The 26,014-nt window shown below is 65.1% G+C and carries 28 protein-coding genes; 17 read left to right on the top strand and 11 right to left on the bottom strand.

From position 1 onward, the window contains the following. Positions 1 to 339, top strand: a complete 339-nt coding sequence (locus ACZ0AJ_RS20655; protein ID WP_499456317.1) for a cupin domain-containing protein — start codon at positions 1 to 3, stop codon at positions 337 to 339. Positions 340 to 493: 154 nt separating this feature from the next. On the opposite strand, the gene ACZ0AJ_RS20660 is transcribed toward ACZ0AJ_RS20655, so the two are convergent. From ACZ0AJ_RS20660 to ACZ0AJ_RS20675, 4 genes are all read right to left on the bottom strand, one after another. Next, on the bottom strand, positions 494 to 1,522 hold the full coding sequence (locus tag ACZ0AJ_RS20660; protein WP_499456319.1) for an NAD(P)H-dependent glycerol-3-phosphate dehydrogenase: 1,029 nt from the start codon (positions 1,520 to 1,522) through the stop codon (positions 494 to 496). Between the two features lie 234 nt (positions 1,523 to 1,756). After that, entirely contained in the window at positions 1,757 to 2,215 is a 459-nt protein-coding gene (gene secB / locus ACZ0AJ_RS20665; protein WP_183554579.1) for a protein-export chaperone SecB, read from the bottom strand. A 170-nt stretch (positions 2,216 to 2,385) separates the two neighbouring features. Beyond that, positions 2,386 to 2,649, bottom strand: a complete 264-nt coding sequence (gene grxC, locus ACZ0AJ_RS20670) for a glutaredoxin 3 (protein ID WP_183554577.1) — start codon at positions 2,647 to 2,649, stop codon at positions 2,386 to 2,388. Between the two features lie 41 nt (positions 2,650 to 2,690). Further along, entirely contained in the window at positions 2,691 to 3,092 is a 402-nt protein-coding gene (locus ACZ0AJ_RS20675; protein WP_183554575.1) for a rhodanese-like domain-containing protein, read from the bottom strand. 89 nt (positions 3,093 to 3,181) lie between these two features. Here ACZ0AJ_RS20675 and gpmA point away from each other — a divergent pair, with 89 nt between their 5' ends. From gpmA to ACZ0AJ_RS20755, 16 genes are all read left to right on the top strand, one after another. After that, positions 3,182 to 3,928 (top strand): 2,3-diphosphoglycerate-dependent phosphoglycerate mutase, encoded by a 747-nt coding sequence (gpmA, locus tag ACZ0AJ_RS20680; protein WP_332531917.1) that lies wholly within the window; start codon positions 3,182 to 3,184, stop codon positions 3,926 to 3,928. A 19-nt stretch (positions 3,929 to 3,947) separates the two neighbouring features. After that, complete coding sequence (locus tag ACZ0AJ_RS20685) at positions 3,948 to 5,438, top strand: murein hydrolase activator EnvC family protein (RefSeq protein ID WP_499456822.1); 1,491 nt, start codon at positions 3,948 to 3,950, stop codon at positions 5,436 to 5,438. 17 nt (positions 5,439 to 5,455) lie between these two features. Beyond that, the gene (locus ACZ0AJ_RS20690; RefSeq protein WP_499456321.1) at positions 5,456 to 6,934 is read left to right on the top strand and encodes a S41 family peptidase; all 1,479 of its coding nucleotides are present in this window, start codon (positions 5,456 to 5,458) and stop codon (positions 6,932 to 6,934) included. 130 nt (positions 6,935 to 7,064) lie between these two features. Further along, on the top strand, positions 7,065 to 7,841 hold the full coding sequence (locus tag ACZ0AJ_RS20695; protein ID WP_499456323.1) for a HesA/MoeB/ThiF family protein: 777 nt from the start codon (positions 7,065 to 7,067) through the stop codon (positions 7,839 to 7,841). 140 nt (positions 7,842 to 7,981) lie between these two features. Next, positions 7,982 to 8,437 carry a type II secretion system major pseudopilin GspG gene (gene gspG, locus ACZ0AJ_RS20700; protein WP_499456324.1) on the top strand — a complete coding sequence of 152 codons (456 nt, stop codon included), beginning with the start codon at positions 7,982 to 7,984 and terminating at the stop codon, positions 8,435 to 8,437. A gap of 18 nt (positions 8,438 to 8,455) precedes the next feature. Next, complete coding sequence (gene gspH, locus ACZ0AJ_RS20705; protein WP_499456326.1) at positions 8,456 to 8,923, top strand: type II secretion system minor pseudopilin GspH; 468 nt, start codon at positions 8,456 to 8,458, stop codon at positions 8,921 to 8,923. A gap of 14 nt (positions 8,924 to 8,937) precedes the next feature. Continuing rightward, positions 8,938 to 9,324 (top strand): type II secretion system minor pseudopilin GspI, encoded by a 387-nt coding sequence (gene gspI / locus ACZ0AJ_RS20710; protein ID WP_183554564.1) that lies wholly within the window; start codon positions 8,938 to 8,940, stop codon positions 9,322 to 9,324. Beyond that, complete coding sequence (locus ACZ0AJ_RS20715; protein ID WP_499456327.1) at positions 9,321 to 9,986, top strand: PulJ/GspJ family protein; 666 nt, start codon at positions 9,321 to 9,323, stop codon at positions 9,984 to 9,986. The genes gspI and ACZ0AJ_RS20715 overlap by 4 nt, the downstream gene beginning before the upstream one ends. Beyond that, complete coding sequence (gene gspK / locus ACZ0AJ_RS20720) at positions 9,986 to 10,960, top strand: type II secretion system minor pseudopilin GspK (RefSeq protein ID WP_499456328.1); 975 nt, start codon at positions 9,986 to 9,988, stop codon at positions 10,958 to 10,960. Before ACZ0AJ_RS20715 ends, gspK begins: the two co-directional genes overlap by 1 nt. A gap of 17 nt (positions 10,961 to 10,977) precedes the next feature. Further along, entirely contained in the window at positions 10,978 to 12,195 is a 1,218-nt protein-coding gene (gene gspL, locus ACZ0AJ_RS20725) for a type II secretion system protein GspL (protein WP_499456329.1), read from the top strand. Further along, positions 12,192 to 12,710: a type II secretion system protein M gene (locus tag ACZ0AJ_RS20730; RefSeq protein WP_499456330.1), complete on the top strand. Its 519-nt coding sequence runs from the start codon at positions 12,192 to 12,194 to the stop codon at positions 12,708 to 12,710. Before gspL ends, ACZ0AJ_RS20730 begins: the two co-directional genes overlap by 4 nt. Beyond that, positions 12,707 to 13,480 carry a type II secretion system protein N gene (gene gspN, locus ACZ0AJ_RS20735; protein WP_499456331.1) on the top strand — a complete coding sequence of 258 codons (774 nt, stop codon included), beginning with the start codon at positions 12,707 to 12,709 and terminating at the stop codon, positions 13,478 to 13,480. Before ACZ0AJ_RS20730 ends, gspN begins: the two co-directional genes overlap by 4 nt. Continuing rightward, positions 13,480 to 15,894, top strand: coding sequence for a type II secretion system secretin GspD (gene gspD / locus ACZ0AJ_RS20740; RefSeq protein ID WP_499456332.1), 2,415 nt, complete (start codon positions 13,480 to 13,482; stop codon positions 15,892 to 15,894). The genes gspN and gspD overlap by 1 nt, the downstream gene beginning before the upstream one ends. A 4-nt stretch (positions 15,895 to 15,898) precedes the next feature. After that, the gene (gene gspE, locus ACZ0AJ_RS20745) at positions 15,899 to 17,320 is read left to right on the top strand and encodes a type II secretion system ATPase GspE (protein ID WP_183554549.1); all 1,422 of its coding nucleotides are present in this window, start codon (positions 15,899 to 15,901) and stop codon (positions 17,318 to 17,320) included. Positions 17,321 to 17,323: 3 nt separating this feature from the next. Continuing rightward, positions 17,324 to 18,544: a type II secretion system inner membrane protein GspF gene (gene gspF, locus ACZ0AJ_RS20750; protein WP_499456334.1), complete on the top strand. Its 1,221-nt coding sequence runs from the start codon at positions 17,324 to 17,326 to the stop codon at positions 18,542 to 18,544. A 44-nt stretch (positions 18,545 to 18,588) separates the two neighbouring features. Further along, a complete protein-coding gene (locus ACZ0AJ_RS20755; protein ID WP_258837064.1) occupies positions 18,589 to 19,230 on the top strand; it encodes a hypothetical protein in 642 nt (213 codons plus the stop codon). Between the two features lie 28 nt (positions 19,231 to 19,258). Here the strand turns inward: ACZ0AJ_RS20755 and ACZ0AJ_RS20760 are convergent, their stop codons facing one another. The 7 genes from ACZ0AJ_RS20760 to ACZ0AJ_RS20790 all read right to left on the bottom strand — a co-directional run bounded on the left by ACZ0AJ_RS20760 (position 19,259) and on the right by ACZ0AJ_RS20790 (position 25,873). Then, entirely contained in the window at positions 19,259 to 19,990 is a 732-nt protein-coding gene (locus tag ACZ0AJ_RS20760) for a helix-turn-helix domain-containing protein (RefSeq protein WP_183554543.1), read from the bottom strand. 147 nt (positions 19,991 to 20,137) lie between these two features. Then, complete coding sequence (locus ACZ0AJ_RS20765; protein ID WP_183554541.1) at positions 20,138 to 20,341, bottom strand: hypothetical protein; 204 nt, start codon at positions 20,339 to 20,341, stop codon at positions 20,138 to 20,140. An 18-nt stretch (positions 20,342 to 20,359) separates the two neighbouring features. Next, complete coding sequence (gene hslU / locus ACZ0AJ_RS20770; protein WP_183554539.1) at positions 20,360 to 21,697, bottom strand: ATP-dependent protease ATPase subunit HslU; 1,338 nt, start codon at positions 21,695 to 21,697, stop codon at positions 20,360 to 20,362. Positions 21,698 to 21,710: 13 nt separating this feature from the next. Continuing rightward, positions 21,711 to 22,247 carry an ATP-dependent protease subunit HslV gene (gene hslV, locus ACZ0AJ_RS20775; RefSeq protein ID WP_183554537.1) on the bottom strand — a complete coding sequence of 179 codons (537 nt, stop codon included), beginning with the start codon at positions 22,245 to 22,247 and terminating at the stop codon, positions 21,711 to 21,713. Between the two features lie 319 nt (positions 22,248 to 22,566). Continuing rightward, on the bottom strand, positions 22,567 to 23,826 hold the full coding sequence (locus ACZ0AJ_RS20780) for an STAS domain-containing protein (protein ID WP_499456335.1): 1,260 nt from the start codon (positions 23,824 to 23,826) through the stop codon (positions 22,567 to 22,569). Positions 23,827 to 24,092: 266 nt separating this feature from the next. After that, the gene (gene dksA / locus ACZ0AJ_RS20785) at positions 24,093 to 24,542 is read right to left on the bottom strand and encodes an RNA polymerase-binding protein DksA (protein WP_183554535.1); all 450 of its coding nucleotides are present in this window, start codon (positions 24,540 to 24,542) and stop codon (positions 24,093 to 24,095) included. A gap of 257 nt (positions 24,543 to 24,799) precedes the next feature. Next, a complete protein-coding gene (locus tag ACZ0AJ_RS20790) occupies positions 24,800 to 25,873 on the bottom strand; it encodes a CobW family GTP-binding protein (RefSeq protein WP_499456337.1) in 1,074 nt (357 codons plus the stop codon). Positions 25,874 to 26,014: the final 141 nt, after the last annotated feature.

A 26,014-nucleotide genomic window follows, 5' to 3' on the forward strand; every position in this document is an offset into this window, starting at 1 on the left:
ATGGCCTTGCATCACGCTACATCCGGCGAGAAAATCGCATTGCAACGCGGCGATAACGATATCGCCCATTTCACCTCGGTGGCCCTGGTCAAGACCGAGCATATGGAACTGATCCGGCTGGTGTTGCCGGTGGAACGCCCCATCCCCGAACACCGGGTCGATGGCGAAGTGACGGTGCTGTGCCTCGAAGGCGAGATCGCCGTCGATGCGCACGGTGCGACGACGTCGCTATTGCCGAACGAAATGGTGTATCTGAGCGGCGGTGTGCCGCACACGATCCGCGCCGTGAAGGACGCGGTGGCGCTCATGACGATCTTGATCGGTGGACCAAGCGAATAAATTTCACGGTCGCGGTATGTGATCTGAATTGGGTTCCCGCCTTAGCGGGAACGACGTGCTACGGGACGTGATCGAAGCCCTTGCGCGTCGAATTCGGCCACCTTCTGTAACGTCGTTCCCGCGGAGGCGGGAACCCAAGTTCGTCATGTAGCCGCTACGCGACTTCAATCCTCGGATCGCGCGCCAGCAAGCCCGCCGCCGTCCGCGCGGCATCGACCCCATCGAACAGCACGCCCGCCACCGCCTCGGTAATCGGCATGTCCACGCCCAGCTTGTGCGCCAGTTCGCGTACTGCCTTTGCACACGGCACGCCTTCGGCCACATGCCCCAGCTCGGCCACGATGGTGGCCAGCGCCTTGCCCTCGGCCAGCGCCAGGCCCACGCGCCGGTTACGCGACAGATCGCCTGTGCACGTCAGGATCAGGTCGCCCATGCCACTGAGGCCCATGAACGTGCCCGGCTGCGCGCCCAGCGCCAGTCCCAGGCGCGTGATCTCGGCCAGTCCGCGCGTGATCAGCGCGGCGCGGGCATTCAAGCCCAGGCCCAGGCCATCCGATGTGCCGGTGGCAATGGCCATCACGTTCTTGACGGCGCCGCCGACTTCCACGCCGACCAGGTCGTCGCACGAATACACGCGCAGGTTGTCGCCATGCGCCAGCGCGACGACGCGTTCGCGTAAAGCGCGCGAGCTCGACGCCACGGTCAGCGCGCACGGCAGGCCGCGTGCTACTTCCTGGGCGAACGATGGGCCGGACAGCGCTGCGCCCGGCACGGCGTCGCCCAGGACTTGCGCGACCACCTGGTGCGGCAGCAGGGCGGTGCCGGCCTCGAAGCCCTTGCACAGCCAGACGACATTCGGGATCGAGCGGCCGCGCAATTGCTCGAGCAGGGGACGCAGGCCGGCCACCGGGCAGGCCAGGATCAGGAGCGGCGTCTCATCCGGCGCGCTCGTGGCGACATGGGCCAGCGCCGCGTCGAAGTCGGCGCTCACACGCAGGGCAGCTGGCAGCGGATGGCCCGGCAGGTAGGCGCGGTTGTCGCGCGCGGCCTCGATCTCTTGCATCTGCTGGGGATTGCGGCCCCACAGCAGCACGTCGTGGCGCGCCGCCAGGGCGATGGCCACGGCAGTACCCCAGGCGCCAGCGCCCAGGACAGTAATTTTGGTGAGCTTATTCTGTTGCATGGAACTCCTGCAGAGGATTACAGGCCCCAGACATCCGAGACCTCGATGTGATCAAAGGCGAATGCGCGCGGGGCGACCGGCAATGCGGCGCATGAGGCGCATGAGGCAATCAACGGGGAGCCGGCAAGACGGCGGGCGGAGAACATGGCGGGCCTGGATGGTGGTTGAAACCGGGACGCCGGCCATCTGGCACGAACGCGGCGTGGCGCCGCGTTCGTCGGGTACGACTGCTGCTTAGTTCGACGGCGCTGCTGCGGCTTCGGCCATGGCCTGGGCGCGCTGCTGGTAGAAGGCTTCGAAGTTGATCTCGGCCAGGTGCACTGGCGGGAAGCCGGCACGGCTGATCACGTCAGCGATGTTTGCGCGCAGGTAAGGATAGATGATGTTCGGGCAGCCGATCCCCAGCAGCGGATCCATCTGGTCAGCCGGAATATTGCGGGCTTCGAAGATGCCTGCCTGCTTGCCTTCGACCAGGAACGCAACCTTGTCCTTGACCTTGGCGGTGACGGTGATCGTCACGGTCGACTCGTAGATGCCTTCGGCGATGCTTTCAGCACCCACGTCGAGCGACACTTCGATCGCTGGCGCTTCTTGCTCCAGGAAGATCGATGGCGAGTTCGGTTGCTCCAGCGACATGTCTTTCAGGTAGACGCGTTGGATTTGGAATACTGGTTGCAGAGTTTCGTCGGACATGGAACGCTTTCTAATAATAGTGGGAAGTGGCGGGCCACTCCGGTTGCCTGGTCGAGCGCGACGTCGTGAACGGGCCGTCGGATCGAACACGACGGCAATTGTAGCAAAATCAACTTGCTTGCAATAGCAGTCTTGCCGCCGACGGCCGCGCTACGCAGTGCGCATACAGCTTACTCGCCCTTGAGCAGCGGGTCCAGGCGGCCTGCCTGGTCCAGCGCATACAGTTCGTCGAAGCCGCCGACGTGCGTATCGCCAATATAAATCTGTGGCACTGTGCGGCGACCGGTGCGCTGCATCATGACCTGGCGCTGCTCGGGATCCAGGTCGACACGGATGCCTTCGATCTCGGTGACACCCTTGGCTTCGAGCAGGCGCTCGGCGCGGACGCAGTAAGGGCAAGATGCGGTGTGGTACAAAACGACGTGAGCTGCCATGATGAATCCTTTCGTGTGCCCGATCGACTCGATGGGGCGGTTTATTTGGTGAGCGGCAAGCCTGCAGCCTTCCAGGCCGCCAGGCCGCCTTCCAGGCTGTGGACGTCCTCGAAACCGGCCGCCTGCAACTGGCGCGCGGCCTTGTCGCTGCGTGCGCCAGTCTGGCAGACCATGACGACAGTCCGGTTTTTCGACTTGTCCAGTTCGCCAATGCGAGCACCCAAGTCTGCCAGCGGGATGTGTTTCGCGTCGCGCAGGTGACCGGCGGCGAATTCTTCGCTGCTGCGTACGTCGACGATCGTGGTCTTGCCGCGGTTGATCATCTGCGTCAGCTGCAGCGGCGATGCGCGTTTTCCGCGCGGCGCCAGGGCTGGCCACAACAGCGCGCCGCCAGCGAGAACCGCGATCGCTACGAGGAAAATGTTATCGATAATGAATTTCACAAGGGTTCCGATTGGTTGAACTGAATCGGGGCATTATAAAATAGATGCTGGACCGGACATCAACCAGAAATTTTGCGAAAAGAGCTTTCATGTACAAAATCGTATTCATGCGCCATGGCGAATCCACCTGGAACCTGGAAAACCGCTTCACCGGCTGGGTCGACGTCGACCTGACTGCCAAGGGTGTGGCTGAAGCAAAGGCCGCTGGCCGCGCGCTCAAGGAGGCCGGTTTCACGTTCGACCTCACGTATACCTCGGTGCTCAAGCGCGCGATCCGCACGCTGTGGCTGGCGCTGGACGAGATGGATGCGATGTATCTGCCGGTCAAGAACGACTGGCGCCTGAACGAGCGCCACTACGGCGCGCTGCAGGGCCTCGACAAGGGCGAGACCGCCGCCAAGTTCGGCGACGAGCAGGTGCTGGTCTGGCGCCGCAGCTACGACACGCCGCCGCCGGCGCTCGAGAAGGATGATTCGCGTACGTCGTTCAATGACCCGCGCTACGCCAGCCTGGACGAGAGCCAGATTCCGCTGACCGAATGCCTGAAAGACACCGTGGCGCGCGTGATGCCGGCCTGGAACGACGAGATCGCGCCAGCCATCCGCGCCGGCAAGAACATCCTGATTTCGGCCCACGGCAACAGCCTGCGCGCCATCATCAAGATGCTCGACAACATCAGCGATGCCGACATCGTGGGCCTGAACATCCCGAACGGCCAGCCGCTCGTGTACGAACTCGACGCCGACCTCAAGCCGATCAAGCACTACTACCTGGGCGACCAGGCGGCGATTGCCGCTGCCATGGCCGCGGTCGCAAACCAAGGGAAGGCGAAGTAATCTTTTGCGTTTGCCAACCATGAAGGACGCCGGCAGCAAGCTGTTGTGCACACTGCTGGCGGTCGCGCTGTCCGGCGCGTTCGCGTCGGACGCGTGGGCGCAGCGCCAGACCGAGCGCAGCCGCCAGAAAGCGGCGGCCGAGAAGCAGCGCGCCGGCATCCAGCAACAGCTGGCGGCCATCAAGCGCGACATCAACCAGACCGAAAACGCCAAGGAAGACGCGGCCGACACGCTGGCCGAGTCCGAGGCCGCCATTTCCGACGCCAACCGCGCGCTGCGCGATCTGGCCGAGGAACAGGATACGACGGCAACCCGGCTGCAATCGCTGGCCACCCAGCAAGCCCAGCTGGCGCAGACCATCGGCGCCCAGCAACAGCAGCTGGCCAGGCTGCTGCGCGAACATTATGTGGCTGGCAACGAAGACCGCATCAAGCTGCTGCTCTCGGGGGATAACCCAAACCGCATCAGCCGCGACCTGCAACTGATGGCGTACGTGTCGCAGGCCCAGGCGCGCCTGCTCGACTCGGTGCGCAGCAATCTGGCGCAGGTCGAAGTCAACCGCGACAAGGTTGAAAACGCCCAGCAAGAGCTGGAAGAAATCGCCCAGGAACAACTCGATCAGAAAGCCATGCTCGAGAAGGAAAAGGCGCGCCGCGCGGCGCTGCTGGGCACGCTGTCGAGCAAGCTGGCCGACCAGCGCAAGCAGGCCGACCGCCTGAAGGGCGACGAAGAGCGCATGTCCGGCCTCGTCGACCGACTGGCGCGCCTGATCCGTGAACAGGCCGAAGCCGAGCGCAAGCGTCAGGTAGCGGCCGCGGCCGCGGCTGCAGCGAAAGCCAAAGCCAAGGCCGAGGCCGATGAAAAAGCCCGCCTGCTGGCACAGGCGCGCGCCAAGGCGGCGGCCGACCGGCGTGCCGAGCGCGAACGTGAACGTGAACGCATCGCGCGCCAGAACGCGAACGCCAAGCCGGGCGTCAAGCCCGAGCCGCTGCCGGCGCCACTTCCCGCACCGGTCAAGGAAGCACCGGTCGTGGTTGAGCAGCCGCGACCAGCGCCAACCCGGCCTGAGCCGGCGCCGGCGCCCGAGGTTGCGCTGGGTCCGGCAGCGCCGTCCGGCTCGTTTGCCTCGCTCAAGGGCCGCATGAGCAGCCCGATCAATGGCAGTGTCGTCGCGCGCTTCGGCACCCGCCGCGGCGACGGTCCGAACTGGAAAGGCACCTTCTTCAAGGCGCCCGAAGGCACCGAAGTACGCGCCGTGGCCCCAGGCCGCGTCGTGCATGCCGACTGGATGCGGGGCTTTGGCAATCTGATCATCATCGACCATGGCGGCGAGTACCTGTCGATCTATGGCTACAACCAGGCGCTGCTCAAACGCCCAGGCGACAGCGTGCGCGCGGGCGAGGCGGTGGCCAGCGCGGGCAACACCGGTGGCAACGAAGAATCGGGGCTATACTTTGAGCTCAGGCGTAACGGCAAGGCGTTCGACCCGGCAGGCTGGGTCCGGTTCTAGGTCACCACAGGGTACACATGGGCATGAAAGCAAAGGGGTTCGGGCTGGTTGGCGTGGGGATGGTGTTGGGTGTGGCGGCGTCGTTCCAGTTGTCCGCCTATGCACAAAAAACCGGCACCGCCACGTCGCTGCCGCTGGACGAGCTGCGCCAGCTGGCCGATGTGTATGGCCTGATCAAGACCGACTACGTCGAGCCGGTCGAAGACAAGAAATTGCTCACTGAAGCCATCGGCGGCATGGTGGCGTCGCTCGACCCGCACTCCGTGTACCTCGACCAGAAAGCGTTTCGCGACATGCGCGAAGCGGTGCAGGGCAAGTTCGTCGGCGTGGGCGTTGAAATCTCGAATGAAGACGGCTATATCAAGGTCGTCTCGCCGATCGAGGACACGCCCGCGTTCAGGGCCGGCATCAAGTCGGGCGACCTGATCACCCGAATCGACAATGTCCCGGTGCGCAATATGTCGTCCGACGACGCCATCAAGCGCATGCGCGGCAAGGTCGGCAGCAAGGTCACGCTCACCATCGCCCGGCCCGGCGACGACAAGCCGTGGGTCGTGCCGCTGGACCGCCGCGAAATCAAGGTCGTCAGCGTCAAGGCGAAAGTGGTCGAGCCCGGCTACGCCTGGCTGCGCATCAGCCAGTTCCAGGAAAATACCCTTGACGAGCTGGCCAAAAAGACCAAAGAACTGTACGCCGAACAACCGGACATCAAGGGCCTGGTGCTGGATCTGCGCAACGATCCGGGCGGCCTGCTGCCGGGCGCGATCGGCGTCACGGCGGCGTTCCTGCCCAAGGCCGATCAGGTCATCGTCAGCACCAAAGGGCAATTGCCGGATTCGAACCAGTCGTTCTATGGCCGGCGCGAATTCTATGCCCAGCGTGGCGATCCGCTCGCCGGGCTGCCGGCCGGGCTCAAGACCGTGCCGATGGTGGTGCTGGTCAATGGGGGCTCGGCCTCGGCCTCGGAAATCGTCGCCGGCGCGCTGCAGGATTACCAGCGCGCGATCGTGATGGGCAGCCGCACGTTCGGCAAGGGCTCGGTGCAGACGCTACGCCAGTTGTCGCCCGATACGGCGATCAAGCTGACCACGGCGCGCTATTACACGCCGAAAGGGCGGCCGATCCAGGCCACGGGCGTGCAGCCCGACCTGCGGGTGGACGAAACGGCGGACGGCGACCTGCTCAATGCGCTGCGTGTGCGCGAGTCGGATCTGCAGCGCCACCTGGTGGCCGAAGGCGAGCAGCCTGCGGCCGCTGGCAAGGACCAGGCGGCAAGCCTGGCCCAGCAACAACGCGCGCTGGCGCTGCTGAAAGACCGCAAGCCGCTCGAGTTCGGCAGCAAGGACGATTTCCAGCTGGCCCAGGCCATCAACCACTTCAAGGGCCTGAAGGTGGTGCTGGCCAAGAGCGAGCCGGTCGAAGAGAAACCGGCGCCGGCGCCGTTGCCGGGCGCGGAAAACAAACCGCCCGAGCTGCATGCGCCAGCCAAGAAGTGATTGTAGTGGTACTTGGGTTCTCGCCTGCGCGGGAACGACGTGCCGGGTGACGCGTGCGGCGTTGCTCCCATTAACCACCGTCGTCCCCGCGCAGGCGGGAACCTAAGCTTGCAGCATCCCGCGCTTTTCCATGAACGACAACCAACTCCTGCGCTATTCGCGCCACATCCTGCTCGACGACATCGGCATCGAGGGCCAGCAACGCCTGCTGGATGCGCACGTCGTCATCATCGGCGCCGGTGGCCTGGGTTCGCCCGCGGCGCTGTACCTGGCCTCCGGGGGCATCGGCCACATCACGCTGGTCGACGATGACACCGTCGACCTGACCAATCTGCAGCGCCAGGTCATGCACACGACCGGGCGCATCGGTGAGCCGAAGGTCGAGTCCGGCCGCGCCACGCTGCTGGCGATCAATCCCGATATCGAGGTCACCGCCCTGCGCGAACGCGCCGGCCCCGAGCGGCTGCTGGAACTCGCGCACGCCGCCACGGTCGTACTCGATTGCAGCGACAATTTCGCCACCCGCCACGCAGTCAACCGCGCCTGCGTGGCGGCCGGCACGCCCCTCGTGTCGGGCGCCGTGATCCGCTTCGACGGCCAGCTGGCCGTGTTCGACGCGCGCCAGCCGACTGCGCCGTGTTACGCCTGCCTGTTCCCCGAGGACACTGGTTTCGAGGATGTGGCATGCAGCACCATGGGCGTGTTCGCGCCGCTGGTCGGGGTCGTCGGCGCGGTCCAGGCTGCCGAGGCGATGAAACTCATCATGGCCATCGGCGAACCGCTGGTCGGTCGTCTCTTGATGCTTGACGGCAAGTACATGGAATGGACTGCGATCGGTGTGGCGCGCAATCTGGCGTGCCCGGTGTGTGCGGCGCGTCATGGTGAGAGCGGCAACACTGTTGATTAGTGGCGTCTTAACGGGCGCCCTGAAACGTGGTGTGCAGGTGAACGTGACATACAATTGCGTACTTTTCGCCGGTACGCTTGTCATATTTCGGGCTTATACTGTGCCGGTTCCATCGATTCCCTTGTCATCACACAGAGCTTATGAATTTTCAACGTACTCAGCGCAACACGCGCAGCACAGGTCGTGCACGCGGTTTTACCCTGGTCGAGATCATGGTTGTCGTGGTCATCATCGGCATTCTTGGCGCGCTGGTCGTGCCCAAGCTGCTGGGCCGCACAGGTGAATCGCGCGTCACGGCTGCCAAGGTCGACATCGCCACGATGATGCAGGCGCTCAAGCTCTACAAGCTCGATAACCAGCGCTACCCGACCACCGAGCAGGGCCTGATTGCACTGACCACCAAGCCGACCTCGGGCCCGTCGGCCAATGGCTGGAAAGAAGGCGGTTACATCGAGAAACTGCCGAAAGACCCTTGGGGTAACGCTTACCAATACCTGTCGCCGGGCGTCAAGGGCGAGGTCGACGTATTCTCGTACGGCGCCGACGGGCAGCCGGGCGGTACTGGCGAAGACACCGACGTCGGTTCCTGGGACTAAGTCATCTCCATGCCGGCCATGCGCACAGCGCGCACACGCGGCTTCACCCTGGTGGAGCTGCTGGTCGTGATGGTCATCATCGGCCTCACGCTGGGCATGGCCACGCTCAACGCCATCCCGAGTCCGCGCCAGGATCTCGACAAGGAAGCGCAGCGCCTGGCGCTGCTGCTGCAACTTGCGCGCGATGAAGCGATCGTGCGCAACCGCCTGGTGGCGTTCGAGGCCAATGGCGACCGCTACCGCTTCATGGTGCGCGGCGACGCCGGCTGGGAGCCGGTCACGCGCGACGACCTGCTGCGCGAGCGTGAATTCAAGAATTCACCCCTGCAATTGATCCTGGAACCGACCGGCACCGGCAGCCCCGACATGCTGCGCATCACGTTCGGGCGCGAGCCGGTCGACCGGCCATTCGTGCTGACGATGGCCAAGGGTGCCAACACGGTCGCGATCCGCGCCGACGGCGTCGGCCACTTCACTGTCGAATGACATCCCCCGCCACCATGCGCCCAGTTTCCCGCCCTGCTGCCGGTTTCACGCTGCTTGAAGTGCTGGTGGCGCTCGTCATCGTCGGCACCGCGCTGGCCGCCGGGCTGCGGGCGGTCGGCAGCCTGACCTCGAACAGCCAGGGCTTGCGCGCGTCGATGATGGCGACCTGGTCGGCCGAGAACCGCCTCGTGCAGATCCGCCTGGGGCGCGAGTTCCCCGAAGTGGGCAAGCGCAGCTTTCCGTGCCCGCAAGGCGGCCTGAACCTGATGTGCGAAGAAGAAGTCCTCACCAGCCCGAACCCGCTATTGCGCAGGATCGAAGTCTCGGTATTTGACGTCGACAAGCCCGGTCGCCGCATTGTCAAACTGATCCAACTGGTTCTGAGGCCTTCCCCGGTATGACGCGGATCCCGAGCAGCAGGCAGCGCCCTGCAGGCTTTACCCTGGTCGAGCTGCTGGTGGCGATCGCCATCCTCGCCATGGTGGCTGTGCTCGGCTGGCGCGGCCTGGACGGCATCGTCCGTGCGCGCGTGGCGCTGACTGCCGACATGGAAACCACACGCGGCATGCAGCTCGCCTTTGCCCAGATGGAAAACGATTGCGAGCACGCGGCCGGCAACGACATCATGGCCGGGCGTCCGGCGCTGCTGTGGGATACCGACCGCCTGGTTCTCGTGCGCAAGGTGTTTGTCGAGAATGAACCGTCGCGCCTGCAGGTGGTGAGCTACCGCGTCGTCGAAGGAAAATTGGTGCGGCGCGAGTCGCCCGGTACGCGCGACCTGATCCAGATCGAGCAATTGTGGCAGGCGATCACGTCCGATGCAGCGGCCGAGAATTCGCCGTCCGTCGTGCTGCAGGTCGGCGTGGTCGGCATGCAGGTGCAGGGCTGGCAGAACAATGCCTGGCGCAACGAACCGACCGCTGTGGGCGGCGGGGCACCGGATCCCGCCTTGACTGAGTCGCCTGCCAAAAACGCGCAGGATCCGACCGGCGTGCAGGTGGCGCTGACCGTGCAGGGCCTGGCCCAGCCGATGGTCAAGGCATTCCTGCTGGGAGGCACCTGATGCATCGCCACCTCACACGCCAGCGGGGCGTGGCCGTCGTGACCGCCATGCTGCTGACCACACTGGCCATTTCCATTGTCGCCAGCCTGTTCTGGCAGCAGCAGGTGCAGGTGCGCTCTATGGAAAACCAGCGCCTGCAGTCGCAGACCAAGTGGATCCAGCGCGGCGCGCTCGACTGGGCCAGCGTCATTTTGCGCGTCAATAACAATAGCAACTACACCTCGCTTGACCAGGTCTGGGCCACGCCGCTGGCCGAAACCCGGCTCGACCAGTACATCGAGCGTGAGCGGATCCAGGGCGAAAACTTCGATGCGTCGCTGTCGGGGCAGGTTCTGGACGCCACGGCGCGCTACAATCTGAACAATCTGGCCAAGGGTGGCAATCCAGACAAAGACCAGGTCAACGTCATGCGCAGCTTGCTGACCAATCTGCGGCTTGAAGCGCGGCTGGCCGTGCCGATCGCCGAGTTCGTCGCCGCCGGGCAGCAGTTGGCCCCCGTGCCGGAAGGTACCGACCCCAACACGGTCGTCCGGCCGCGGCGCACCGGGGCGCCGATGCGGCTGGAGCGGGTCGACGATTTATTGATGGTGCCAGGTCTCAAGCCCGAAGCGGTCGAGCGGCTGCGCCCGTTCGTGATCGTGCTGCCATCGTCGGATACGAATGTGAACGTGAATACCGCGTCGCCCGAAGTGCTGGCTGCCGTGTTGCCAGGGAGCTCGCTGTCCGAAGCCAACTCGCTGATCGCCCAGCGTCAGCGGGCGCCGTGGATTGACGTGTCGAACTTCAAATTGACATGGAAGGGCGGGGTCGAGGGTGTGGAGCCGCGAATTACCGCCAAAAGCACGTATTTCCTCGTGCAGAGCCGGATCCGGCTCGACCGCGCTGCGCTGGACGCCGAGTCGCTGGTGCAGGTCGGCGGTAGCAACCTGATCAACCCCGGTAGTGTGAACGTGATCTGGACCCGCCAGAACTGAGAAGAAAGCGAGACAGTTTGAGTACTCTTTATATCCGGCATCCGGCACGCAGCCAGGGCGAAGGCGCCCTGTGCCGCTTCGCGCTGGTCGGCGACAACGGCGCCATCGGCCAGCAGGGCGAGGGCGTGCTGCGTAATCTGGGCGACGTCGTTGCCGCCAGCCGGCGCGTGGTGCTGGTGCTGGCCGCCAGCGACGTCACGCTGCTGTCCGTGCAAGCCCCGCCGCTGGCCGGCGCCCGCCTGCGCGCAGCGCTGCCGGCGCTCGTCGAAGAACATATCCTGGGCGACCCGCTCGATTGCGTGCTGGTGGCCGGTCCCGTGCAGCTCGATGGCCGCCGGCCTGTGGCCGTGGTGCAGCAGGCCTGGCTCGAGCCGCTCGTGCGCGCGCTGCTCGCGCTCGGTGCGCGCCAGATTGCCGCCATCCCTGAGCAATTGTGCCTGCCGCTGCACCCGGGCAGCGTCAGCGCCGCCGTCGGCAACGGCGAACTGATCCTGCGCCAGAGCCAGTACGATGGCCTGGGCCTGGCGCTCGACGGCAGCCCGGTGATGGCGCTGCAAACGGCGCGCGCGCTGTCGGGTGATGCGCCGCTGGTGCTGTACGTCGACCGTGAACAGCTGGGTGAATACAATGCGCTCGTGGCCGAAGCCGGCCCCGGCATCACGCTGGAAAGCGACGACTGGGCGCACTGGATCGCCGGCGCCAGGGGCAGCACCGGCCCCGTGCTCGACCTGGTGCCGGGCCTGGGCACGGCCGGCGTCGCGCAGCGCGACTGGCGCCGCTGGCGCTGGCCGATCCGCCTGGCGCTGGCGGCCGTGGCGATCAACCTGATCGGCCTGAATGTCGAATGGCTGGGCCTGAAGCGCGAAGCCGACGCCGTGCGCCTGCAGATGAGCCAAACGTTCCGCTCGGTCTACCCAAACCAGCCGGCCATCGATCCGGTCGCGCAAATGCGCCAGAACATCGATCGCGCCAAGGCGGGCAGCGGTCAGGTGGCCGGCAACGAGTTCAACTGGATGGCCGCCGCCTTCGGCGAAGCGACACGCACGCTGGGCGTGCCGCCTGCGATTGCATCAATCGATTACCGCGAACGGACCCTTACCGTGCGCGTCAAACCAGAGTCCACCAACCCCGGCATGGCCGACCAGCTCCGCGCGTCCCTGTCGTCACGTAACCTCAGCCTGGAGTCGCCCGACGCGACTACCTGGCTGATCCGCAGCACGGGAGCCAAGCCATGAGCGCCATCGGCAAACTGAGCGGCCTGCGCGAACGCATGGGCGGCTACTGGAGCGCGCGCACCGCGCAAGAACGCAAGTTCCTGCTCGTCGGCGGCGGCGTGGTGGCCTTGACGCTGCTGTACCTGGTACTGCTCGAACCGGCGCTGACCGGTCGCGAACAATTGCGCCGCGCGCTGCCCGAACTGCGCCAGCAAGCCGCGCAGCTCGACGCGCTGGCGGCCGAAGCGCGCGCCGTCGCGGCCCAGCCGGCGCCGGCCGTCGCACCCGTCACGCGCGAGGCGCTGGCTGCCAGCATGACGGCCAGCGGTCTGAATCCGGCGTCGCTGTCGGTCAGTGGCGAATACACCAAGGTGCAACTTAATGGCGTCTCGTTCGCCAACCTGATGGCCTGGCTCGACGCGCAACGCCGCGACAGCCGCCTGCTGGTGCAGGACGCGCAATTTACCGCCAAGGATGCCCTTGGCCAGGTCGATGCCACGCTCACGCTGCGTCAAAGCACCGAGCCGGCTGCATGAGGCGGGCGCTGACGTGGGGCCTGCTGGTGGCGCTGGCCGTGGTAATCACAGTGCTGGCGTTCCTGCCGGCGGCCTGGCTTGGCCCCATGGTCGAACGCCAGACCGGCGGTCGATTGACGCTGGGGGATGCGCAGGGTACGCTTTGGCGCGGCTCGGCCTTTATCGGCGGGGCGCCGGGCCAGGGCGGTGCGGTGACGCCATTGCTGCCAGGCCGTTTTGCCTGGACCCTGTCGCCACTGGTGGTGCTGGGCAACGTGAACATGACGCTCGAGAATCCGCAGGCGCTGGCCAATCCGGTGCGCGTGCAGGGCAGCTGGTCGCAGTGGCAGGTCAATGCCGGCGAACTCCTGCTGCCAGCCGAGGGGCTGGTCGGCCTGGGCGCGCCGCTCAACACACTCGCGCCCACCGGCCGCATCCGGCTTTCCTGGAATACGCTGGACCTGCTGCGTCAGCAAAACATCGTGACGCTGCAGGGTCGTACCACGCTGTCGATGAGCGACATGGGTTCGCGCATGTCGCCCATCAAGCCGCTGGGCAGCTACGAAATGATCATGGACTGGCGCGGACCGCAGGCCGATCTGACGCTGCGTACCGTGCGCGGCGCCCTGCTGCTGTCGGGCGCAGGCACATTGCAGAACGGCCGCCTGCGTTTTTCAGGCCAGGCAGCGGCCGCCGATGGCTATGAAGACACTCTGGGAACCATGTTGAATCTGCTGGGACAGCGCCGGATGGTGAACGGCAAAAACGTAATCGCACTCGAGTTCAGATAATGAAGAAAACAGACCACACCACCTTCGCGCACCTTGAACTTCCGGCCCTGCGCCGTCTTGCCGCCGGCGCCATGCTGTGCTGCGCCGCTTCCGCTGTCGTCACGACCCTGGCCCTGCCATTGTCGGCCTCCGCGCAAGAGACTGCGAACGCCGCAGCGCTCAGCTTCGTGAATGCCGACATCGAATCGGTGATCAAGGCGATCGGTCACTACACCGGCATGACCTTCATCATCGACCCGCGCGTGAAGGGCACGCTGACGCTCGTATCCGAAAAGTCGCTCAGCAAGAGCGAAGCCTTTGGCCTGCTCACGTCGACCCTGCGCCTGCAGGGCTTCGCAGTGGTCACCAGCGGCGATGGGTATGCCAAGGTGGTGCCCGAAGCCGAAGCCAAGCTGCAATCCTCACCCACGCAAGTGGGCGGCGTGCGCTCCAGCAAGGCCACCGGCGACCAGATCGCCACGCAGGTGTTCTACCTGTCGTACGAATCGGCCGCCAACCTCACCGCCGTGCTGCGGCCGCTGATTTCGCCGAACAACTCGATCATGGCCAACCCGGGCAACAACACCCTGGTCGTGACCGATTACGCCGACAATTTGCGCCGCCTGGCACGCATCATCGCCGCGCTCGACGCGCCGGTGGCGGCCGATCTCGACGTGATCCCGATCCGCAACGCCATCGCCAGCGATATCGCGCAACTCGTCACGCGCCTGATGGAACCGGCTGCCGGCGGCGACTCGGGTCGTGTCACGGTGCTGGCCGATCCGCGCACCAATGCCGTCATCGTACGCGCGCCGTCGCAGGCCCGTGCCAACCTGGCCAAGAGCCTGATCGCGCGCCTGGATCAAGAAAGCTCCACCCGCGGCAATATCCACGTCGTCTACCTGAAAAACGCCGACGCCAGCCGCGTCGCGCAAACGCTGCGCGCCGTCGTCTCGCAAGATGCCTCGGCCGTGCCGGTGCAGCAGCAGGGCACGTCGGGCAGTTCGATCACGTCGGCCACCGGCAGCGGGCAGGGCGGCAGCGGTGCCGGTGGCCTGGGCGGCCAGCAAGGCCAGCAGAGCAGCACCGGCATGGGCGGCACCGGCAACACCTTTGGCCAGCAAAGCCAGCTCACCGCCAATGCGGGCGGCGCGGGCGGCGGCCAGGGTTCCGGCTTCATCCAGGCCGATGCGTCGACCAACAGCCTGATCATCACCGCGCCGGACGCGGTCTACCGCAACCTGCGCTCGGTCATCGACCAGCTCGACGTGCGCCGCGCCCAGGTGTACATCGAGGCACTGGTGGTCGAAGTCACGTCCAACAAGGCGTCCGAATTCGGTGTGCAATGGGTCGGCGCCACGGGCGACTCCGACAGCAAATACCGCTTCGGCGGCGTGCAGAACTACACCGGCGGCAGCTCGAGCAACAGCATCGTCAACCTCGCGCTGGCAGCCAGCCAGGGGACGGGCGCCACGACCACGCCAAACATACCGACGGGCCTGACTTTCGGCCTGTTCCGCCAGATTGGCGGCGAGCTCGGCCTTGGCGCCGTGGCCCGTGCACTGGAAAACGATGGCAACGCCAACATCCTGTCGACGCCAAACCTGATCACGCTCGACAACGAACTGGCCACCATCAAGGTCGGTCAGAACGTGCCGATCATTACGGGCTCATACACCACGTCGGGCAATAACAGCGGCAACCCGTTCCAGACGGTCGAACGGCAAGACGTCGGCCTGCTGCTCAAGGTGCGTCCGCAGATCTCGGAAGGCGGCACCATCAAGATGGCCATCTACCACGAGAATTCGAGCGTCGATGCGTCCACCCGCAACCTGGCGTCGGGCCTGACGACCAATGTGCGCGCCATCGAAAGCAATGTGCTGGCCGACGACGGCCAGATCATCGTGCTGGGTGGCCTGATCGAAGACACCGAAGGCGACGGCGAAGAAAAAGTGCGCGGCCTGGGCGATATCCCGGTGCTGGGCAACCTGTTCAAGTACCGCACACGCTCGCGCAACAAGACCAACCTGATGGTGTTCCTGCGTCCGGTCGTGGTGCGCAGCAAGGATGCATCGAACTCGATCGCGATGGACCGCTACGAATTCATGCGCGCCGCCGGCGCGGCTGGCCGGCCAGAAACGTCGCCGCTGCTGCGTGACCTGGGCGCGCCGCTGTTGCCGCCGCTGGTCGGCGGTCAGCCGCCGGCAGGCGGCAGCATGGCCACCGTGCCGGTCCAGGCCCCGCCGCCGGCCAACGCCGCGCCAGGCGCATCGAACGATGGCGCGGCCAATCGTCCGGGCGCCTCGCGTTCAAGCTCTGCGAACCCGGCGAGCAATGGGGCAGAAACCGCACCGGGCGCAGCATCTGGCGCAGTATCTGGCGCCCCCGTGCCAGCCTCGCAATTTCGCCCGGTGACGCCACCGAACCGGGAGTAATCACATGACCAATCTCTTGCCCTACGCGTTCGCCCGTGACCACGTTGTCCTGGCGCGCGGCACTGGCGAGCCGGGCCAGAGCGTCGAAGTGCTGGTCTCCAGCGCGACCGCGCCGGCCGCCATCGCCGAAGTGTCGCGCCGCTTCGGCCGCATCCAGTTGCGCCGCATGGACAAGGACGAGCTCGACACAGTCATCGCCGGCGCGTATGCCGGTGGCGGCAACGACGCCTCGCAGGTGGTCGACGAATTCGATGCTGACCTCGACCTGACCAAGCTGTTGCAGGACGTCCCGGCGATCGAAGACCTGCTCGAATCGTCCGACGACGCGCCCGTAATTCGCATGATCAACGCGCTGCTGACGCAATCCCTGCGCGAAGGCGCGTCCGATATCCACATTGAACCGTTCGAGCAGACGTCGGTCGTGCGCTTCCGGATCGACGGCGCACTGCGCGACATCGTGCGGCCCAAAAAGGCCATTCACGCGTCGCTGATCTCGCGTATCAAGATCATGTCGCAGCTCGACATCGCCGAAAAACGCCTGCCGCAGGATGGCCGCATCACGCTGCGCGTGGGTGGCAAACCAGTCGACGTGCGCGTCTCGACGCTGCCGACCGGCCACGGCGAACGCGCCGTGCTGCGTCTGCTCGACAAAGAAGCAGGGCGCCTCGACCTGTCGCACCTGGGCATGGCCAGCGACCTGCTGCCGCAGTTCGACCGCCTGATCAACCAGCCGCACGGCATCGTGCTGGTCACGGGCCCGACCGGCTCGGGCAAGACCACGACGCTGTACGCGGCGCTGTCGCGCCTGAACGCGGCGACGGCCAACATCATGACGGTCGAAGACCCGATCGAGTACGACCTGAACGGCGTCGGCCAGACCCAGGTCAATGCCCGTATCGACATGACGTTTGCAAAAGCGCTGCGCGCCATCCTGCGGCAAGATCCTGACATCATCATGATCGGCGAGATCCGCGACCTGGAAACGGCGCAGATCGCCGTCCAGGCCTCGCTGACGGGTCACCTGGTGCTGGCCACGCTGCACACCAACGATGCGGCCTCGGCCGTGACGCGCCTGCTCGACATGGGCATCGAACCGTTCCTGCTGTCGTCGTCGCTGCTGGGCGTGATGGCCCAGCGCCTCGTGCGTAAACTGTGCTCGCAGTGCAAGACCTTCGACGGCACGACCTGGCACGCGGTTGGTTGCGAGCGCTGCGGCCATACCGGCTACCACGGCCGGGTCGGCGTCTACGAACTGCTCGAGACCACCGACCAGATCCGCGCCCAGATCCACAACCGGGCGTCCGAAGCCGACATCCGTGTCGCGGCGCTGGGCGTGGGCATGAAGACCATGCGCGAGGACGGCGAACGCTGGCTGCTCGATGGCACCACCACACGGGCCGAAATCGTGCGCGTGACCAAGGACTAACCGATGCCGGCATTTCGTTACGAGGCCGTCGACAACGGGGGCGCTACCCGCAAGGGCGTGGTCAACGCCGACAGCCCGCGCGCCGCGCGCGCCGACCTGCGCGCACAGGGCCTGACGCCGCTGAGCGTCGAAGCCATCGCTGCCCAGCTCGACGCCGCCGGCGTGGCCCGTTCGCGCGGCATCGGCGAGCGCCTGTCGCAAAACGAACTGGCGCTGTTCACGCGCCAGCTGGCCAGCCTGCTGGAGGCCGGGCTGCCGCTCGAGCAAGCGTTTACCGCTCTGCTCGAACAGGCCGAGCGGCCGTACGTGCGCGACCTGGTCGCGTCGATCCGCGCCGAAGTCATCGGTGGCTCGGCATTCTCCACCGCCCTGACGCACCACCCGCGTGACTTCGCCGAGATTTATCGGGCCCTGGTCGGCTCGGGCGAGCAGATCGGCCAACTGTCGCGTGTGCTCTCGCGCCTGGCCGACTACATCGAGCGCCGCAACGCCCTTGTGCAGAAGGTGCGCCTGGCGTTCACGTATCCGGCGATTGTCACCGTCGTCGCGTTTGCGATCGTGATTTTCCTGCTCACCTACGTGGTGCCGCAGATCGTCTCGGTATTTGCCAACACCAAGCAAAAGCTGCCATTCCTCACGGTCGTCATGCTGGCCGTGTCCGACTTCGTGCGCGCGTATGGCATTGTTGTCGGCATCCTGATTGCCGGCGCGTTCTGGCTGTGGCGGCGCGCGCTGCGCAATCCCGTGCTCAAGCGCCGCTGGCACACGTGGCTGCTGACCGCGCCCATCTACGGCAAGTTCGAGCGCAGCCTGAATACCGCGCGTTTTGCCAGCACGCTGGCGATCACCACCGGCTCGGGCGTGCCGATCCTGCGCGCGCTCGACACCAGCCGCGAAACGCTGTCGAACGTGGCGATGGCCGAACTGGTCGAGCAGGCCACGGCCAGCGTGCGTGAAGGTGTGAGCCTGGCGCGCGCGCTGTCGGCGCAAAAGCTGTTTCCACCGATGCTCGTGCACATGATCCGCGCTGGCGAGATCACCGGCGAACTGCCGGCCATGCTCGAGCGCGCTGCCAATTCGCAGCAGGCCGATCTCGAGCGGCGCACGCTGACCATTGCCGGCCTGCTCGAGCCGGTGCTGATCCTGGCGATGGGCCTGGTCGTGCTGCTGATCGTGCTGGCCGTCCTGATGCCGATCATCGAAATCAACCAGCTGGTGCAATAAGACAATCGCGCAGCAATGCCAATGACCGAGATGCGAAAGACACCATGAACAAGCGTTTGCCCCTTCTTTTGACCCTGCTGGCCCTGCTCGTGCTGGCCGCATCGGGCGCCTATTGGATCCTGCAGCTGTACAAGCCAGAGCAGCGCCCGCTGGCCGCAGCGCCGCTGGCGACGCAGCCGGCACCGAGTCCGGAAGCAGCAGCCACGCTGTTTGGCGGGCAGCCGACGGTCGCGATTTCCAGTTTCCAGCTGACCGGCGTGGTCTCGGCCGGCGCCAACAGCGCCGTGATCCTGGTGGCCGACGGATCGCCGCCGAAAGCGGTCCGCATCGGCCGCGAAATCGCGCCCGGCGTCGTGGTGGCCGAAGTGCATCGGCGTTATGTGATGTTGTCCGATAGCGGCGTCATGAAGCGCGTCGAACTGGCGCCCGATGCCGGCCAGTCGAGTGCGATCAGCCAGCCGGTCCCGCGCGCAATGCCGCCGCAGCCGATGATGGAACCGCAAATGGCGCCGGGTGTGGTCAGCGCGCCGCCGATGATGCAGAGCGCACCACCGAATGGCAATCCGCAAGGGATGCAGGGCCAGCCCCGCGATCCGCCGCCGGAGCAGGACAACCCGGGTCAACAGGGCCAGCCGCAGATGCCACAGAACGCGCAGCCGATGAACGGCGAGCGGCCGGTGATGTAATCGGCCCGGTGTTGGCAGCAGTAGCCGCTCAGCGCCGCAATGCCGTAAACGCCGCCAGTTCCCACGACCGGAAGCCCAGCAGCAGCGTATGTCCCTTGCGCTCGTCGGCCGGCAGGCGCCGGTCGTTGCGGTGCAGCCGCGCCAGTTCGGCCGCCAATTGATCGATCTTCAGTGACAGTTCGAGCGCACTGGCCGGCGACAGCCGCGCCGGCAGGCACAACAGCGCTTCGCCCGCCCCATCGAAGCGACCCGAGAAGTAATCGTTCACCACGTTCTCGCGGAAGAAATGCTGCACCGGGCCATCCGGCAGCCAGCGAAATGCATTCGATACCCGCAGCAGGTAGCGGTTCAGCGGTTTCAGTTCAATCAGCCCCAGCCGGTCGAGCTCGGCGAGCAGCGTGATGCACTCGGCCTCGGTCAGGTCGTAGGTCTCGATGATCTGTTCAATGCTCCAGTGGCCCAGGCAGCAGATCGCCATCAACAGCAGGCGCGGGTTGGCAACGATGGAGCGTTCCTGCGTCAGGCTCAACGCATCGAGCTGGGGTCGCGCCTCGATTGCACCGCGCAGCAGGTCTTCCAGCCCGATGCCGGTAGCTTGGCAAATCTCCGCCAGGCGCGACAGCGCCATATCCTTTTGCCCGAACATGCGCTTGACGCTCGACTCGCTCACGCCAATGCGCTCGGACAGCGTTTTATACGTGATGCCGGCGGCGCGCAAGCGTATGCGCAGCGCGTCCAGGATCAGATCGGGTGAACTCATTGGCGATCCAGAGAAAATGACAACGGCTGACTTTAACGTTGAATCACGGTGCGGACAAGGCGCGTACACCTGAATGGCGCCCCTGGCCAAAAAAACGGACACCGAGGTGTCCGCAAAGAGTGTAAGCACAACGTGCCTGGGGCCGGTTCAATCGTCGTCGCCCGCCACCAGCTTGACCTTCCTGAGCGCCTGCTTGGCGGCAGTGCGCTCGCTCGAGAGCGGCTTGGCATGCGGGCCGGCGGCGCGCGCCTTGGCCAGCGCGGCGATGGGATTGCGCGGCTTGCCCGCTTGCTGCGACGGTTCGATCCGCAACCGCATTTTTTGCCGCGTCGCCAATGCCTTGTTTGCCATGCCGGCCTCCCGCAAAAATTACAGCACGTAGCGTGACAGGTCTTCGTTGACCGCCAGCGCGTCGAGCCGTTCGTTGACAAAGGCAGCGTCGATGCGCACCACCTGGTCTTTTTCCGACCCGGCAGTAAACGAAATTTCCTCGAGCAGCTTTTCCATTACCGTGTACAGGCGGCGCGCACCAATGTTCTCGGTGCGCTCGTTGACCGAGAATGCGATCTCGGCCAGGCGATGGATGCCTTCGTCCAGGAACTCGACCTGCACGCCCTCGGTGGCCAGCAGCGCCTGGTATTGCTTGGTCAGGCTGGCGTGGGTCGACGTCAGGATGCTCTTGAAGTCTTCGATCGACAGCGATTCGAGCTCGACGCGGATCGGGAAGCGGCCCTGCAACTCGGGGATCAGGTCCGATGGCTTGGACAGGTGGAACGCGCCCGATGCGATGAACAGGATGTGGTCGGTCTTGATCATCCCGTACTTGGTGTTCACGGTCGTGCCCTCGACCAGCGGCAGCAGGTCGCGCTGCACGCCGGCGCGCGAGACATCGGCGCCACCGTGCTCGGAGCGGGTCGCGATCTTGTCGATTTCGTCGAGGAACACGATACCGTTCTGCTCGACGTTGGCAATCGCCTTTTGCTTGAGCTCATCTTCGTTGAGCAGCTTGCCCGCTTCTTCGTCGATCAGGATCTTCATGGCTTCCTGGACCTTGAGCTTGCGCGGCTTCTTGCGTGCACCGTTGGCGCCGGCAAACATCGACTTGATCTGCTCGGTCATTTCTTCCATGCCTGGCGGCGCCATGATTTCCATCTGCGGCGCAGCGTCGGACACTTCAATCTCGATTTCGCGATCGTCGAGCGCGCCTTCGCGCAGGCGCTTGCGGAAGGTCTGGCGCGTGGCGTCGCCTTCCTTGCTGTCCGGCGTATTGGCGGTGTTGAAGCCAAAGTCGCGCGCCGGCGGCACCAGGATGTCGATGATGCGGTCTTCGGCCGCGTCTTCGGCGCGCTGGCGCACTTTCTTCGCTTCGCTGGCGCGGGTCTGCTTGATGCCGATGTCGATCAGGTCGCGAATGATGGTGTCGACGTCCCGCCCGACATAGCCGACCTCGGTGAACTTGGTCGCTTCGATCTTGATGAATGGCGCATCGGCCAGCTTGGCCAGGCGGCGCGCGATCTCGGTCTTGCCGACGCCCGTCGGGCCGATCATCAGGATGTTCTTCGGTGTGATCTCATAACGCAGCGGTTCCTCGACCTGCTGGCGGCGCCAGCGGTTACGCAGCGCGATCGCGACGGCCTTCTTGGCCTTGCCCTGGCCGACGACGTGCTTGTCCAGCTCGGAGACGATTTCGGGTGGGGTCATGTTCATGAAGCTGTTCATATCAGTCCAGGGTCTCGATGATGTGGGACATGTTCGTGTAGATGCACAGTTCGCCCGCGATGGTCAGCGCCTTCTTGACCACTTCGGCAGGCGCCATGTCGGTGTTCTCGTACAGGGCCTTGGCGGCCGACTGGGCATAAATGCCACCGGAGCCGATCGCGCCGATGCCGTCTTCCGGCTCGAGCACGTCGCCATTACCCGTGATGATCAGGGTAGATTCGCGGTCGGCCACGAGCAGCATGGCTTCCAGGCGGCGCAGCACGCGGTCGGTGCGCCAGTCCTTGGCCAGCTCGACCGAGGCGCGCAGCAGGTTGCCCTGGTGCTTTTCAAGTTTGCCCTCGAAGCGATCGAGCAGCGTGAAGGCGTCGGCGGTGCCGCCGGCGAAACCGCACAGGACCTTGCCCTGATACAGCTTGCGCACCTTGCGGGCCGAGCCCTTCATGACGACGTTGCCGAGCGTGACCTGCCCATCGCCGCCGAGCGCGACCTGATTGCCGCGGCGTACGCTGACGATGGTTGTACCGTGAAATTGTTCCATTTTTACCTCGTGATTGTCTGGCTACCAGCAGGTGGGGACCGTGCGCGGGATTGCAAGATTATCCGAACGGGAAATACGGATGCGCTGCCACAGCCGGGGTCAGGTCTGACATTCGGACACGACCTCAGCCTTAGCCACTTCCAACAGTGCCACAGCCGGGGTCAGGTCTGACATTTGGACACGACCTCAGCCTTAGCCACTTGCAACAGTGTCTTGCCCGGTAGTCGCATGGTCCAGTGCCAGCTAGTTCCGGCTACGCTACTGTCGAGATTGTGTCGGAATGTCAGACCTGACCCTCGCTTTCGGGCGTGCTGTAGCGTCAATAGCGGTGCGGATACAGCCGAACGCTCTCGCCGGCGCCCAGCAGCCGCAGCAGGGCGGCCACGAGGTGGTTCAGTTCGCGCAGCTCGACCGTGCGGCCGGCTGCCGCTTGCGCATCGAGCCGGGCCAGCAGGCTGCCGGCGCCGGCGTACTCCATGCGCGCAAGCCGTGAGCAGTCGAGCACGAGTGTGTCGCGTTCTGCGGCGTAGGCCTCGATGGCCCCCGTCAATGCCGGGTCCAGGCTGCTGATCACGGCGGGCAGCATGAAGCGGTCGCCGTGGCTCGGGGCCGGTGCGGCGGTCGAGACGTGGCGGGGCGCTTCGAACGAGGGCGGCGAGACTTCGTAGGTGACGCAGTAATCCATCGCTGCTTCTTCGAAATCCTTCTCGCGGTTGGTCAGCAGCAGCAGTTCGAGCAGCAGCAGCCACGGCGCCGGGCTGGCCCCGCGCTTGCCGATGACGAGCATCGGGCGCAGCGTCGTGATCAAGGTGTCGGCGCCGGCCAGCACCAGGCCGCGGTTGCTCGCGCGCAGCGTTTGCAGCGCGGGCAGCAGACAGTCGGCGCCGTCCGCGTCGATGCTGCGCACCTTGCCGAAGTCGAGCCGCACGTTTGGCGCCTGCGCCTCGAGCACGCGGCGCAGGCGGGGCGCGACGGTCGCATCGAGCAGCGTGTCGAAGGTTTCGGTGGCGGTCAGTCCCTGCGCCGGCTGGCTGGCCACCGAGGCGGGCGCGAGTGGTTTCCAGGTGGGCGGCGAGGTTTCGAAGTGGCTGGCGTAATCGATCGCGATGCTCTCGAACAGTTCTTCGCGGCCATCGGCCTGGTACAGGTCGAATAGCATCCACCATGGCAGGCGTTCGTGGCGGCCCAGCGTCGCGAGCGATTCGCGCAGCAATTGTTCGGCAGCGGCACTCTGGCCGTTGGCGTACAGGATGGCGCTTTCGTCGACCGCTGGCGCGCTCGCGGGCGCGGCGGCCTGGTCGGGGATGTCGTCGGGATCGGGCGCGGCGGCCACCGTGACGCCGTTGGCGGGGCGGCGGCCGCTGTCCCAGGCCGGCTCGTCGTCGAACATGTCGGATGCAAATTCGAGTTCGATTTCGTCGATCTTGGCGGCGGTGGCGCGGGCGATTTCACGCTGGCGTTCGCGCTCGGCATCGGACGCCAGGCGTGACGGTTCGCTGCGCAGGCGCGACTCGGGTGGCGGCCAGCTGGGCGCGGCCACCGCATCGTTCTTTTTCTTCAGGAAGGAAAAAAGCCCCATGCTCACAGTTGTCTCGATAACGTGTCCACCATGACCTTAGCACGGACCCTGGCGACGGATGCTGAGCACGCGTGGCTGGGCGTCAGTGTAGCCCAAGGGCAATGTTGGTAGGATATTGAGCAATTGTAGCGTGCGCGCATGGCCAGGACGGCGGCTGTCATGCGTCGTTACAAACATCAGGAAATGGTGTCTGCATATAAAAAAAGCATGCGACGGGTCGCATGCTTTTTTGCTGGTGCTGAATCAAGGTTCAGCACGGTCATCAATCAGTCGCCGTACAGCTTCTGCTTGAGTTCGCGGCGCTGCTGGGCTTCCAGCGACAGCGTGGCGGTAGGGCGGGCGATCAGGCGCGGGATGCCGATCGGCTCGCCGGTTTCTTCGCACCAGCCGTATTCGCCGCCGTCAATCGACTGGATCGACTGCTGGACTTTCTTGAGCAGCTTGCGCTCGCGGTCGCGGGTACGCAGTTCGAGCGCATGTTCTTCTTCGATGGTTGCGCGGTCGGCCGGATCGGGAACCAGCACGGTTTCGCGCAGGTGTTCCGTGGTTTCGCCGGCGTTCTTGAGCAGTTCGCGCTCGAGTTCCTGCAGGCGGTTCTTGAAGAATGCCAGCTGGGCCGCATTCATGTAGTCGCCCTCGCTCATCGCGCGAATCTCGTCTTCCGTCAGGAGGCGTTCGTCGGACTGGGCGGTATTCGGTTTCGTTGTTTTAGTCATGATGCCTTCGATACGACAGAGGTTTGCATTTTATCAGCTTGCCCATCAGTAACACCGCACAAATGGGTGCATGCCGGGCAGGCTGCCTTGATGACGACGGTACGCCATCCTATCTCCGTCCGCGCCGCATGGGCGGCAAGGGCGGTTCACCACTGGCTGTTTGAAGCGCGTCGTGGCGGTCCGTGCGGCCCGGCCTGGCAGACTGTCGACGCATGGCGCGCCGGACATCCCTGCTTGGCCAGTCAAACTGATGCAGTTTATACCAAACACTGTTCCAGTCCGCGGATAAATACGTCTTTTGGTAAATTTTTACCAATAAAGACCATCTTGGTGGCGGGCGTTTCATTCTCCCCCCATTTCGGTCCCACGTCGCTGCCCATGATCTGGTGCACACCCTGGAACACGACCTTGCGATCGACGCCATCCATTCGCAAAACGCCCTTGTAGCGCAGCATTTGCGGGCCGAAGACCTGGACCAGGCTGCCAAGGAATTGTTCCAGGCGCTCCGGGTCGAATGCGCGCTCGCTCTTGAACACGAATGCGGCGATGTCGTCGCTGTGGTGGCTGTGATGATGGTCGTGGCTGCACGACGTATCGTGCACGTGGTCGTGACCGTGGCCGCAATCGGTGCCATGCTCGTGCTGGTGATCATGGTCGTGCCCGTCTTCGCCGTCGACACGCAGGAAATCGGGGTCGATGTCCAGCTTGTCGTTCAGGTTGAAGCCGCGCAGGTCGAGCACGTCGGCAATCGGCGCGCGGCCGAAGTCGCTCGTGGCGATCGGTGCGCGCGGGTTGATGCGCTGCAGGCGCGCCTTGAGCGCATCGACGGCAGTGGCATCGACCAGGTCGGTCTTGGACAGCAGGATCTTGTCGGCAAAGCCTACCTGGCGCTGGGCTTCTTCGTGCGCCGTCAATTGTTCCATCGCATGGCGGGCATCGACCACGGTCACGACGGCGTCGAGCAGGTAGTGGGCGCCAACTTCTTCGTCGACGAAGAAGGTCTGCGCCACCGGCCCCGGATTGGCCAGGCCCGTCGTTTCGATGACGACGCGGTCAAAACTGATCTCGCCGGCGGCGCGTTTTTTCGCCAGGCTGTTGAGTGCCTCGATCAGGTCGCCACGCACGGTGCAGCAGATGCAGCCGTTGTTCATCTCGATGATCTGCTCGCCGGAGTCCTGCACCAGGATTTCGTTGTCGATGTTTTCTTCACCGAATTCGTTCTCGATGACGGCGATGCGCATGCCGTGGTCTTCCTGCAGGATGCGGTTGAGCAGGGTGGTCTTGCCCGCGCCGAGAAAGCCGGTGAGGATGGTGCTGGGGATCAGGTCCATTGGTTCGCTACTCGTGGTTGACATCAAGGTTGGACAAAAGAACCGGGGGATTATGCCGCAATTCTTGCAACCTCACCATCTGGCGTGTCGCGTGCTGATCGCGTTCAAACCATGCACGAAATTTCTGAACCCGATCGCGCT

The organism is Telluria sp. AC161 (genome assembly GCF_979258535.1).